We start from the raw sequence: 11580 nt of genomic DNA, 5'->3' as shown, positions 1-11580 counted from the left end.
CGTACGGGCGTACGGGCGTACGGGCGTACGGGCGTACGGGCGTACGGGCGTACGGGCGTACGGAACAACCGTGACGACACCCCCTGGGGGGCTGTCCGCGGAGCGGCCCGGCCCTGTCCCGCGGCGGGGCCGGGGCGGGACGCCACGGCGGGGCCGGGCGGGACGCCACAGCGGGGCCGGGCGGGACGCCACGGGCCGCACCCATCGGACACCCACGCGCTGTTGATCGCCCCCCGCCACCGTGTGCCGAGCAAGACCGCACGGGGGGAAAGGGAGTACACGCATGCAGGCGACGACGACGACCGACCGCATCACCGTCACGATCCACGCCACCGATCCGCTCAGCCGGGCCGGGGTCGTGAGCCATCTGCGGCACAGCCCGAGCGTGGAGGTCCAGTCGCGCTCCCGGGAGCGGGACGGCCTCGTACCCGCCGCGACCGTGGCCGTGATGCTGGTCGACCGGATCGACGAGCAGTCGGCCGCCGAGCTGCGCCGGGTCCTGCGCGGCGGGGAGCAGCGGGTGGTGCTGGTCGCCCGTGAACTGCGCGAGCCCGACCTGCTCACGGTCGTGGAGTACGGCGTGCGGGCCATCGTGTGGCGGCACCAGGCCACCGGGGAGCGCCTCGTCAAGGCCGTACTGCAGGCCGCGGACGGGGAAGGGGTGCTGCCGCCGGACCTGATCAGCCGGGTCCTGGGCCAGGTCGGACGGCTGCGCCGGTCGGAGACCGCGGCGGCCTGCTCCGGGGTGGGGGGCGCGCCGCTGTTCGGCATGGCGCCGCGCGAGACGGACGTACTGCGGCTGATCGCCGAGGGTCTGGACACGCGGCAGATCTCCGAGAAGCTCGCCTACTCCGAACGGACCGTCAAGAACATCCTGCACGCACTGATGACCCGGCTGCGGCTCACCAACCGCGCCCACGCCGTGGCCTACGCGCTGCGGGAGGGCTACATCTGACCGGACCGGGAACGCGCGTTCCCCCCGACCGCCCCCGTGGCCCCGGCCGTCGCGCTCAGCGGCGGTCGCGGCCCTTCCGCCGACCCCCCGCCGCCCTCCACCGGGTCCCGCGGGCTCCGGCCGTACCGAGGACACCCATCACATGATCCACGAGATCGACGAGGCGCTCCGGCGCCTCCTGCGCCGCGGCGCCCTGCCCGAGGGGGCGGGCGAGATCGCTCTCGACGCCCCCACCCGGGAGTGGGCGGCACGGCGCAACACCCCGACGTTGAACGCGTACTTGTACGACATCCGCGAGGACGTGGCCCGCCGGGAGCGCGGCGCCTACGCGGAGCGGGGCGAGGACGGAACCGTCCTGCAGCGGCGGCAGCCGCCGCGCTGGTTCCGCCTCTCCTACCTGCTCACCGCCTGGACCGCGCGCCCCGAGGACGAGCACCGGATGCTCGCCGGGGCGCTCGCGGCGCTCCTGCCGTACGAGGCGCTGCCGGAGGAGCACGTGCCGCTCTCCCTGCGGGCGCACCGGGCCTCGATCGGCCTGACGGTGGGCGTCCCGCCCGCCGAGTCGCGTTCGCTCGCCGACATCTGGTCGGCCCTGGGCGGTGAGCTCAAGCCGTCGCTGGACGTCGTGATCACCACCCCGTTCCCGGTGACGCCGGTCTACCCGGTGGGTCCGCCGGTCACCGAGGGCGCGGTCGTCACCGTCCGGGGGGCCTCCGGCGCACCGGCCGACTCCCGGCCGCGGATGCTCCGTACGGCGCGACGCGGGAGCACGGCCGGTGAGTGAGTCGGCGTCTGCCCTGTTGAAGCGGCTGGCGGCGCTGCGCGCGGTGGCGGCGGCGCTGGTCGAGCGGCGCTCGGCCGGTGATCCCGCGGCGCACGATCCGCTGCGCGGGCTGTACGTGTCCCGGGAGTCCGCGCTGCGCGCGGCCTCGGAGGGCGGGCCGGACCCCGCCGCGCCGGCTCGGGGCGGCGGGGTCCGGGAGACGGCCGAGCCGTACCCCGGCGGTAGTGGCGGGGACCGGTTGTCGGCCCTCGTCAGGGACTTCGGGCTGTCGGCGCTCGACCTGCGGATCCTGCTGGCGGCGGCCGCTCCGGACGTGGACCGCGGCTTCGAGCCGCTGTACGGGTACCTGAACGACGACGTCGGCCGGCGGCGGGCCTCGGTCGCCCTCGCCCTCGAACTGGCCGGGAGCGGACCCCACCTGCCGCGGGCGCGCGGCCGTTTCCACGCGGCCGCGCCGCTGATCGCGGGCGGGCTGCTCGCGTTCGAGGACGAGGACCGGCCGCTGCCCGGGCGGGCGCTGCGGGTTCCGGAGCGGGTGGTGGCCCACCTGCTCGGGGACGACTCCCTCGACGAGGCACTGTGCCGGGCGGGGGTCAGCCTGCTGCCGGCCGCCCCGTGCGCGGCGGACCCGGCGGGGCCGGCCGGTGCGACGGGCGCCGGAGACGCGGCGGGCACGGCAGCGCTGGTCGCGCGGTCACGGCGGCCCGTCACCGTCCACCTCCGGGAGCGGCACGGCGCGGCGTCGGCGGCTTCGGTGGTGGCCGCGCTGCGGGCGGCGGGCCGGGCGGTGCTCCTGTACGGGCCCGGGGCCCGTACGCCGGACCCCTCGATCGGCACGGTCCTGCGGCGCGAGGCCCGGCTGCGCGGGGCCGGGACGGCGGTGGTGGTGACCTCGCTGCCCGACGACCCCGGCGGGCTGATCTCCTCGATCGCCGCCCCCGACATCACCTCGGTCTTCGCGGGGCCCGAGCCGTGCGACCCGGACTGGGCGCGGGGGGCGGCGGGCGTGTCGCTCCTCGCCCTGGACTCACCGGTGCCGGGGACCGGTCCCGGGGACGGCGGGGTCTCCGGGACCGGCTCCGGCGGCGGGGGCACGACCGCGGACCGCTGGCGGGCCGAACTCCCGGGGTTCGACGGCGACATGGCCGAGGCGGTGGCCTCGTACCGGCTGGACGGGGAGCAGATCGAGGCAGTGGGCCGGGCCGCGCGGGAACTCGCCGCCTTCGAGGGCGTCGCGCTCGGCGCCCGGCACGTCCGGCACACCGCGCGCCGGCTGTCGGCGCCACTGCTCGGACGGCACGCGCGTCAGGTGCGGCCGGCCGTGGGCTTCGCCGACCTGGTCCTGCCGGAGTCGCCGCGTTCCCGGCTGGTGGAGCTGGTGGGGCGGGCCCGCCACCGGGACGAGGTCCTCGGCGGCTGGCGGCTGCGGACCGGCGGCGGCCGCGGGCGCGGGGTCGTGGCCCTGTTCGCCGGGCCGTCCGGTACGGGCAAGACCCTCGCGGCCGAGGTGGTGGCCGGGGAACTCGGCCTGGACCTGTACGTGGTCGACCTGTCCTCGGTGGTCGACAAGTACGTCGGTGAGACGGAGAAGAACCTGGAGCGGATCTTCGTGGAGGCGGACCGCACCGACGCCGTCCTGCTCTTCGACGAGGCGGACGCCGTCTTCGGGAAGCGGTCGCAGGTCCGCGGCTCGAACGACAGGTACGCGAACCTGGAGAGCGCCTACCTGTTGCAGCGGCTGGAGTCCTTCGACGGCATCGCCGTCCTCACCACCAACCTGCGGTCCAACGTGGACGAGGCGTTCACCCGCCGCCTCGACCTGGTCGTGGACTTCCCGTTCCCCGACGCCGCACTGCGCGCGGACCTGTGGCGCGGCGCGCTGGCCGGCGCTCCGACCGAGCCCGGCATCGACGCCGAACTGGAGCGGTGCGCGGCCGAGTTCGAGCTCGCCGGGGGCTCGATCCGGTCGGCCGCCCTGACGGCGTGCTACGCGGCACGGGTCCGGGGCGACGGGCCGGTGACCGCCGCGGACGTACGGGACGGGGCCCGGCGGGAGTACGTCAAGGCGGGCCGGCTGGTGCCGGGCACGGCCGGGGCCTGGGCGCCGTAGCGGCCGGGACGTCGAACCACGGGCGGAGGGCCTGTGCCGTCCAGGCGTGGTAGACGACGGGGTCCGCGGCGATCTCGTCGGCGTGGGCCGCGAGGTGCTGGGCGGCCCGCAGGCAGAGGGCCGCGCCGTGGCCCAAGGTCGGGTTGGTGTTAATGAGGCTGTCCCCGGCGTTGACCAGACCGGTCACGACCGGCCCGTCGTCGGCGAGACCGGTCCAGCGGTTGTCCAGGCCGGCCATCGGCAGCACGGCCGACCGGGGCCCGCGCCACTGGATGCCCCTTCGCATCGTGTTGCGGGCTCAGCCTACTGCTCGGCGATCTTCGATCGCGGAGCGGCCCGTGCGGTCCCGAACCGCCGGCCCCTGTCGACGCCCGGCCGCACGAGCCGAGTTGCGATCAATGCCCGGATCATCCCTGTGTCGAACCTGCGGGCTTCCTTAAGGGACTCTGAAGAACCCCTCCCTGGCGCTCTTGTGGCTGGTCACGGACCTAGGCTCGGGCCAACTCCCCTCCTCCCCCGCTCCAGTGAGGTGTTACCGGCATGAGCCGCAGCCGAGATCTCGGTACCCCGTCCCGCGTCGAGGCGCGCCGGAAGAAGTCGGCGCGCACACGCATCGTGCTGTCCGTCACCGCGGCCGCCGCGGTCGTGGCGGTCGGTGTCGCGGTGGCCGACTCCGACGGGGATGCCCGTACGGAGCAGCGGGCCGGCGAGCAGACCGGTACGGCGTCCGGTACGGCCTCGGCGACGCCGACGGCGGCCCCCGCCGACGCGACGCCGACCGGCACCCCCGAGGCCTCGGCCACGGCGAGCGCGAGCCCGTCCGCGACGCCCGACGCCGGCGCGTCGCAATCCTCCGCCCCCGCCGATCCCACGATCCAGGCGAACAACGCTCCGGCCTCGTCGGCGGCCGCCAAGCCGGCCAAGCCGGCGCCCAAGCCCTCCCCCACGAAGGGCGGCGGCTCGGGTGGTTCGGGTGGTTCGGGCACCTCCGGCGGGTCCGGTGGGTCGGGCGGTTCGGGCACCGTGAACGGTGACGCCGAGTCCGCGGTCCTCTCCCTGGTCAACAAGGAGCGTGCGGCGGCCGGGTGCGGCCCCCTCGCCGCCAACGCGAAGCTGAGCGCCGCCGCGCGGGCGTACAGCGACACCATGGCCCGCAGCGGCGTCATGTCGCACACCGGTCCCGACGGGTCCACCATGACCAGCCGCGTGGAGGCCGCCGGATACAAGTGGTCCCGCCTCGGCGAGAACATAGCCCGCGGGCAGGCGGACGCCGCCTCGGTGATGAACTCCTGGATGAACAGCTCCGGACACCGGGCGAACATCCTCAACTGCGACTTCCGAGAGATCGGCATAGGCGTCCACAAGGGCGACGGCGGCCCGTGGTGGACGCAGAACTTCGGCACCGGGAAGTAGCGGAGCTCCGGCCTCCTCCCGGCCGGCGCCCGTCGGCGGGCCTCCCCCGCCGGTGCCCTCCCCGGGGTCGATCGGCGGACGGTTCCCCCACGCCGCCCCCCGGTCGGCCCTGCCCGTCCTCCGGACCCTCCGCGGGTCCGGAGGACGTCGGCGTTCCCGGAGCGCCCGCGAGAAGACCCGGGCTCCCCGCCGCCGCGGGCGGCAGTCCGGGGGGTGCCGGTGACGCGCCGCACCGTGCGTCGGCCACTATGGGGCCGTGCCCCGAACTCCGCGCTATCTGCTCCTATGGCTGTCGTGCACCGCCGCCAGCGTGACCGCCGTGCTCGCGACGGTCCAGTTCGTGGTCGGGTCGACCAGGCACACGCCCCCGGTCGCGCGGTCCGCCCCGGTGGTCATCGACACGCCCCCCGCCTGGGAGGCGGGCAGTCCGTCGCCGGAGCAGGTCTCGCCGTCCCCGTCCGCGGCCGCCTCCGCGAGCCCCTCGCCGACGCTGACGCAGCGGCCCTCCCCCTCGCCCACCCCCACTCCCGCGAAGGCCCCGGCGGGCACCCCGCGGACCAGCGCGCCCAAGTCCGTCGACTGCGAGCAGGGCGGGGCGGGCCTGCACACCGTCCCCTCCCAGGGCGGCAAGGTCACCGTCCGGTACGGGAGCAGGGGCGTGTGCCTGATCTCGGCGATCCCCGGCCGCGGTTTCAAGACGACCACCTCGCAGAGCGCCGACGACACCCTCTCGGTCACGTTCTCCAGCGACGGCCACCGGTCGGTGATCACGGCGACGGTCGTCCCGGGGGCGAAGGCCAGCGTGCGCGAGACCTCGTTCTGACGCCCGGCGCGACGACCGGAGCCGATGCGTACCACGGGGCGGCTCCCGTACCGTTCTGCGCGTTTCGCGGTGCTGTGTGTGGCCGTGCACCGGGTTCCGGCGAAGCGGAAGGTGAGCTGTTCCTTAGGGCAACCTCAAGATCCCGCCGGGGCGCTTCCGCGGGCCGCGAACGGTCCTATGCTCACGTCAGCCGAGCGGCCCCCGGCACCGGACGCACCACCGGTGAACCGCCGGGCCCCGACTTCTCCGAGCGGGGGTGTGCCTCGCCCGTCCCGCCGTCCCGAACCTTGCCCTGGGGTGTCTCCGTCATGAGTTCTCGCCTGCTCCGATCCGCCCGCGCCGCACGCCGCACGGTGTCCCCCCGCTCCGCCGCGCCGCTCCGGCGGCGTCCGGCCCTGGTCGCCGCGGCCGTGGTCGCGGCCGGGCTGACCGCCGCGTGCGGGCCCTCCTCCGAGCCGGCCGGCTCCGCCGCGCCCGCCGCCGCCTCGTCCGCGGCAGCGCTCCCCACCGGGGCGGCGTCGGCGAGCGCGTCCTCCGAGGCGCTCCCGGCCCCGTCGGGCTCGCCCTCCGCGTCGGCGTCCGGGTCCCCGACCGCCACGCCGGCCGGCTCCTCCCCGAGCCCCTCCCGTACCGGCGCCCGTACCGGGGCCGGCTCCGGCGCCTCCGCCGGGACGCCCTCGAAGCCCCCGCGGACCTCGGCGGCTCCCGCGCCGGCCCGGGTGCCCGGCCCCGGCTACGACGCCTCGGCGGACGCGCGGCAGCAGATCGACGCGGCCCTGCGCGCGGCCAAGGCCGACGGACGGATGGTGCTGCTCGACTTCGGCGCGAACTGGTGCGGCAACTGCAAGGCCGCCGACAAGGTGTTCGCCCAACCGAAGACCTCGGCCCTGCTCGGGGCCTCGTACCACCTCGTCAAGGTCGACATCGGCGGCAACAGCTCGGCGAACTCCGCGCTCCTGCGCACGTACAGCCCCTCGGGCGGGACGTACACGATGCCCGTCCTGGTGGTGGTCTCGCCGTCCGGCACCCTGCGCACCGACACCCACGTCACCGGGAACCCTCCCCTCACGGCGGACGGCATCAACACCTTCCTCCGCACTTGGGCGTCGTGAGACGGCGCGTACGAACGCCCGCCGTACCGACCGGCGCCCGCTCACCCTTCACCACTCACCGCACAGGGGCACGCAGATGAACAGGTCCGCGCCTTCGACGCCTTCCCTCCGCGTGAGGCGCTCCCGCAGGGCCCGCCTCGCGGCCGCCCTCCTCCCCCTGGCCGCGCTCACGGCCTGCGGAGGGGAGCCCGCCGGGGCCTCCGCCGGTCCCGGGTCCACGACGCGCTTCTCCGAGAACGGCGTCACCGTCACGCTCTCGGTGTCGGACTGGCGCGGCTCGAAGGGGACGCTCACCGCGGTCTTCACGCCCGAGGCCGAGGGGTTCCACCTGTACAGCACCGATCTGCCGCCCACCGGCATCGAGGGCGTGGGCCGGCCGACCACGGTGGCCGTCGGCGGCGCCCTCGAGGCGCAGGGCCCGTTGCGGGCCTCCGCGCGGGTGCGGTCGATCCGGGTGCCCGGGGTCGACTCCCCGGTCCCCGTCTACCCGGACGGACCGGTGACCACGACACTGGCCGTCAGCGCTCCGGGGAACGGCGGGGCGACGGTCGTGCTCGGGTACGCGAGCTGCAGTACCCGCGACGGCTGCACCATCCCGGTGTCCGACCGCGCCGTGCACCTGCGCGTCACGGACGCGGGCCCGACGTTCGCCGCCTCCTGAAGGGTGGTGCGCCCCGACGAGCCCCTTAAGGTGTCCGCATGCCGAGCGTCCTGGTCGTGGAAGACGACCCCAGCATCCGCCAGTCCCTGATCGAGGTCCTGTCGGAGCAGGGGTACGCCGTACGCAGCGCGGCCGACGGGTTCGGCGCGCTGCGTGAGGTCACGCAGTCGCCCGTCGACGCCGTGGTCCTCGACCTGGGGCTGCCCGACCTCGACGGAGCGGACGCCCTGCGCATGATCCGCGGGATCTCCTCCGTACCCGTCCTGGTGGCCACCGCCCGCGACGACGAGGCGGAGATCATCAACCTGTTGAACGCGGGCGCCGACGACTACCTGGTCAAGCCGTTCTCCGGGGGACAGCTCCTCGCCCGGCTCTCCGCCGTCCTGCGGCGCACCGGCAGCCTGCCGCCGCCGGGCGGCGGTGCACCCGGGGCAGTGGCGCCGACCGCCGACCCCCTGCGCTCCACCACCGTGGGCGAACTGGCGGTGGACCCGGGCGCGCGCACCGCGCACCTGGCCGGGCGGGAGCTGCGCCTCACCCGCCGGGAGTTCGACCTGCTGGCCTTCCTCGCCCAGCACACCGGACAGGTCGTCTCGAAACGGCGGCTGCTGAGCGAGGTCTGGCGCGAGCCGTACGTGGACGACCAGACGGTCGACGTGCACCTGTCGTCCCTGCGGCGCAAGCTCGGCGAACGCGCGGCGGCCCCGCGCTACCTCCTGACCGTGCGCGGCGTCGGCATCAAGCTGGTGGCACCCCGGTGAGGCGTTCACTGGCCGGAGTGGCGCTCGCCGTGACGTCCATGGTGGCCCTCTCCTTCCTCATACCCCTGGCCGCCCTGGTGATGTCGCTGGTCAAGGAGCAAGGCGTCACCGCCGCGGAACAGCGGGCCGCCGCACTTGCGCCGGTGCTCACCCTGACCAAGGATCCGGCCGCCCTGCGGGAGTCCGCGGCGAGCCTGGACGCGTCCGAGCACCTGGTCGTGCACCTGCCGGGTTCGGGGGCCCTCGGCAGTTCCAAGGCGCCCGCGGCCCTCCTCGAACGGGCCCAGCGGGGGCGGGAGTCGATCTCGCAGGAGGTCCCGGGCGGCTGGATCTGCCTTCAGCCGGTGGTGCTTCCGGGCGACGAGGTCGCCGTCATCGAGAACTTCGTGCCCGAGGCCGAACTCACCCGCGGGGTGAAGGAGTCGTGGGCGGTGATGTTCTTCCTCGCCGTGGGCCTGATCGCCGGTTCCGTCCTGGTCGCCGACCGGCTCGGCGCGAAAGTCGTCCGCTCCTCGAAACGGCTCGCGCAGGCCTCGCACGCGCTCGGCCGGGGCGACCTGGACACCCGCGTGGACCCCATGGGCCCCAGGGAGCTGCGGGACGCGGGTGTCGCCTTCAACGCGATGGCCCACCGCATGAACGAGCTGCTCGCCGTCGAGCGCGAGCTCGTCGCCGACCTATCCCACCGGCTGCGCACGCCGCTGACCGCGCTGCACCTGGCATCGGAACGCATGGCCGGGACAGCGGAGTCGGCCAGGGTCGAGGCGGCGGTCGACGAGCTGGAGGCCGAACTGGAGGCCATCATCGCCGCGGCGCGCACCCCCCTCGCGGTGGGCCCCATGGGCCAGGGCATGCTCGGTACGGAGCAGCCCGCGGGGCGGTCCCCGAGCCGGTCCGTGGCCTCGGGTGCGTCGGACCCCCGCTGCGAGGCGGCCGACGTCGTCCGCCGCCGGACCGCCTTCTGGACGGTTCTGGCGGCGCAGCAGAATCGGTCCTGCTCCCTCGACCTCACGCAGGAGCCGACCGCCGTCGGCCTCTCCGACGACGACGTCGCCGCCGTGGTGGACGCGCTGATCGGCAACGTCTTCCGCCACACCGCCGCCGGAACCCCGCTGGGGGTCCGCGTCGTCCGCACGGCGCAGGCCGTGGAGCTGGTCGTGGAGGACGGCGGACCGGGCATCCCGGAACCGGACCGGGCGCTCTCCCGCGGGAGCAGCACCGGCTCCACGGGCCTGGGCCTCGACATCGCGCAGCGCGCCGCGAGCGCGACGGGGGGAACGATGCGCATCACCCGCGGGCCGCTCGGAGGGGCGCAGATCACGGTGACGTTCGCCCTGGCCCCGCCGTCCCCGTCCGGCCACCGCTCCCGCATCTCCCGTCGCCGGGGCCGCAAGGGCAGCGGACCCGCCGGCCGAGCCATCGTGTAGGGCGGGAACTGTCCTACGCGGCCATGGCCGTCTCTTTCGGATCGTGGCGGACCCGGCACGATCCGAAAGAGCCGGCCGCCGAGTCGCTGCGCAGGGCCCAGGGGCCCTGGACGCCGCCCTGGGCGGCCGGAAGACCGGAGTGGCCGGCGCAGTCCGGCGCGGTCCGGCGCGGGCCGGGGCGGGCAGGTGCGGACGGCGGCGCGGCGTCAGAACAGGGTCTCCTGCCCCGGGATGACGGCGGGCTCGCTCCGGTGCTGCCGGTCGAGCAGTACCAGCAGTTCCGAGGCCCGCGTCCCGGGGTGCGCCCCGGACGGCGGGCCGCTTCCGGCTCCGGCCGTGCCGTTCTCGGCGGCTGTGACGTCATCGGGTGAGGGCATGGCGTTCGACATGGAAGGCTCCTGCCCCACCCGGCCCCCACGATGCGACCGTGCACCTGAACGGGCCCACTCCCGGATCGCGAGGTCGGCACCGGGGTCCACCCGCGTGCTCCCGGCACCGTCACTCCCCGGTCGGCGGGGGGTCCGGGTCCGGCGCGTGTGCCCGCGCAGCCGTCCGATCCCGGCGATCGGCCAGGTTCCAGGACAGGCGGACCGTCAGTCCGGCCTCGCTGCCGGCCTCCGCGATGATCCCGAGGAGCTGGCCGGACTTGACCGCCAGTTTGAGCCCGAACTCGACCTCGAACGAGTCCGGCGACCCCGCCCCGCCCTGGGCGATGCTCGCCGCCGCCCACCGGCCGATGCCCTGGACGGTATCCCGCACCTGGTCAAGGGTGAGGGCCACCGCGGAACCCAGCTGCGCGGCCCGCTGCCCCGAGCCGAAGCCGACATCGCCGTAGCCGGACGTGCCGCGCTGCTCCGTGGGTTCGAACGCGACATCGCCGATCACCTCCGCGGTAACGGTCGAACCGTCCCCCAGATCGATGGACACCGTCTGCGTCACCGGATTCCCCTCCCGCCCGCGCCTCTGCCGACCGCCACCCTATGAGCTGTCCCGTCATCCCTGGCGGGACAGCCCTGCGATCACCGGATTCATGCCGAGATCGTATCCGCACCGCCCCCAACAGGCTGCCGGGTCGGGCACGTTGCGGTAGCCGCTGCCCGTGGCCGCGGCTGCCGCCCGGCCGCGAGGTCGCCCTGAAGGAGGCGCGTTCTTCTACCCACCCGGAGGGATAAGAACCACATAAGATCGAATGCATGACCGGGGCGGGGCCGGGCACACGGTGCCTCGGAGGTTGATAACTATGGTTCCCCTGCTTCTCGTTCTTCTGCTGGCACTGATCCTCTTCGGCGCGGGTTTCGCGGTGAAGATTCTCTGGTGGGTCGCCATCGCCGTCCTGGTCCTGTGGCTGATCGGCTTCGTCGCCCGCCCCAAGGGCAGCAGCGGCCGCTGGTACCGCTGGTAGCCGCACCACACCACCGCAGTCCGACACTGCGTGCCGGTGGCCTGGACCCCCCATCGGGGGGGCAGGCCCCCGGCCCGTCGGCCTGCCCATGCCCGACGCGGCCCGCCGCCAGTCTCTTATAAACAACATAAC

At 75.2% G+C, this 11580-nt stretch carries 12 protein-coding genes and 1 pseudogene; 10 read left to right on the top strand and 3 right to left on the bottom strand.

The features are described from left to right. The first annotated feature begins 283 nt into the window (after positions 1-283). The 3 genes from ACFWW8_RS28380 to ACFWW8_RS28370 all read left to right on the top strand — a co-directional run bounded on the left by ACFWW8_RS28380 (position 284) and on the right by ACFWW8_RS28370 (position 3849). The gene (locus ACFWW8_RS28380; RefSeq protein WP_386532773.1) at positions 284-955 is read left to right on the top strand and encodes a response regulator transcription factor; all 672 of its coding nucleotides are present in this window, start codon (positions 284-286) and stop codon (positions 953-955) included. A gap of 142 nt (positions 956-1097) precedes the next feature. Then, a complete protein-coding gene (locus ACFWW8_RS28375) occupies positions 1098-1739 on the top strand; it encodes a DUF4255 domain-containing protein (RefSeq protein ID WP_386532770.1) in 642 nt (213 codons plus the stop codon). After that, on the top strand, positions 1732-3849 hold the full coding sequence (locus ACFWW8_RS28370; RefSeq protein WP_386532767.1) for an ATP-binding protein: 2118 nt from the start codon (positions 1732-1734) through the stop codon (positions 3847-3849). The genes ACFWW8_RS28375 and ACFWW8_RS28370 overlap by 8 nt, the downstream gene beginning before the upstream one ends. A 10-nt stretch (positions 3850-3859) precedes the next feature. Here ACFWW8_RS28370 and ACFWW8_RS28365 read toward each other — a convergent pair. Then, positions 3860-4108, bottom strand: a pseudogene (locus tag ACFWW8_RS28365) (FAD-dependent oxidoreductase); the annotation flags it as partial. 281 nt (positions 4109-4389) lie between these two features. Here ACFWW8_RS28365 and ACFWW8_RS28360 point away from each other — a divergent pair. The 6 genes from ACFWW8_RS28360 to ACFWW8_RS28335 all read left to right on the top strand — a co-directional run bounded on the left by ACFWW8_RS28360 (position 4390) and on the right by ACFWW8_RS28335 (position 10046). Continuing rightward, positions 4390-5262 (top strand): CAP domain-containing protein, encoded by an 873-nt coding sequence (locus tag ACFWW8_RS28360; RefSeq protein ID WP_386532765.1) that lies wholly within the window; start codon positions 4390-4392, stop codon positions 5260-5262. Between the two features lie 256 nt (positions 5263-5518). After that, positions 5519-6085: a hypothetical protein gene (locus ACFWW8_RS28355; RefSeq protein WP_386532762.1), complete on the top strand. Its 567-nt coding sequence runs from the start codon at positions 5519-5521 to the stop codon at positions 6083-6085. A 308-nt stretch (positions 6086-6393) separates the two neighbouring features. Then, the gene (locus ACFWW8_RS28350) at positions 6394-7197 is read left to right on the top strand and encodes a thioredoxin family protein (RefSeq protein ID WP_386532759.1); all 804 of its coding nucleotides are present in this window, start codon (positions 6394-6396) and stop codon (positions 7195-7197) included. A gap of 112 nt (positions 7198-7309) precedes the next feature. Continuing rightward, entirely contained in the window at positions 7310-7858 is a 549-nt protein-coding gene (locus tag ACFWW8_RS28345; protein WP_386532755.1) for a hypothetical protein, read from the top strand. A gap of 38 nt (positions 7859-7896) precedes the next feature. After that, complete coding sequence (locus ACFWW8_RS28340; RefSeq protein WP_386532752.1) at positions 7897-8619, top strand: response regulator transcription factor; 723 nt, start codon at positions 7897-7899, stop codon at positions 8617-8619. Continuing rightward, positions 8616-10046 (top strand): ATP-binding protein, encoded by a 1431-nt coding sequence (locus tag ACFWW8_RS28335; protein ID WP_386532751.1) that lies wholly within the window; start codon positions 8616-8618, stop codon positions 10044-10046. The genes ACFWW8_RS28340 and ACFWW8_RS28335 overlap by 4 nt, the downstream gene beginning before the upstream one ends. 206 nt (positions 10047-10252) lie before the next feature. Here ACFWW8_RS28335 and ACFWW8_RS28330 read toward each other — a convergent pair whose 3' ends face one another. After that, the gene (locus ACFWW8_RS28330; RefSeq protein WP_386532749.1) at positions 10253-10435 is read right to left on the bottom strand and encodes a hypothetical protein; all 183 of its coding nucleotides are present in this window, start codon (positions 10433-10435) and stop codon (positions 10253-10255) included. Positions 10436-10544: 109 nt separating this feature from the next. Next, complete coding sequence (locus ACFWW8_RS28325) at positions 10545-10985, bottom strand: CU044_2847 family protein (protein ID WP_386532747.1); 441 nt, start codon at positions 10983-10985, stop codon at positions 10545-10547. A gap of 301 nt (positions 10986-11286) precedes the next feature. Between ACFWW8_RS28325 and ACFWW8_RS28320 the strand changes: the two genes are divergently transcribed. After that, a complete protein-coding gene (locus ACFWW8_RS28320; RefSeq protein ID WP_069924257.1) occupies positions 11287-11448 on the top strand; it encodes a hydrophobic protein in 162 nt (53 codons plus the stop codon). Positions 11449-11580 lie beyond the last annotated feature (132 nt).

It is taken from the genome of Streptomyces sp. NPDC058701 (assembly GCF_042715295.1).
Classification (GTDB): domain Bacteria; phylum Actinomycetota; class Actinomycetes; order Streptomycetales; family Streptomycetaceae; genus Streptomyces.
Note: the sequence above shows the minus strand (reverse complement) of the source record. Positions and strands in the feature narration are given on the sequence as shown.

Coding starts and splice junctions, on each gene's coding strand:
- ACFWW8_RS28380 (WP_386532773.1), top strand. CDS start 284: ATGCAGGCGACGACGACGACCGACCGCATCACCGTCACGATCCACGCC.
- ACFWW8_RS28375 (WP_386532770.1), top strand. CDS start 1,098: ATGATCCACGAGATCGACGAGGCGCTCCGGCGCCTCCTGCGCCGCGGC.
- ACFWW8_RS28360 (WP_386532765.1), top strand. CDS start 4,390: ATGAGCCGCAGCCGAGATCTCGGTACCCCGTCCCGCGTCGAGGCGCGC.
- ACFWW8_RS28350 (WP_386532759.1), top strand. CDS start 6,394: ATGAGTTCTCGCCTGCTCCGATCCGCCCGCGCCGCACGCCGCACGGTG.
- ACFWW8_RS28340 (WP_386532752.1), top strand. CDS start 7,897: ATGCCGAGCGTCCTGGTCGTGGAAGACGACCCCAGCATCCGCCAGTCC.
- ACFWW8_RS28330 (WP_386532749.1), bottom strand. CDS start 10,435: ATGTCGAACGCCATGCCCTCACCCGATGACGTCACAGCCGCCGAGAAC.
- ACFWW8_RS28320 (WP_069924257.1), top strand. CDS start 11,287: ATGGTTCCCCTGCTTCTCGTTCTTCTGCTGGCACTGATCCTCTTCGGC.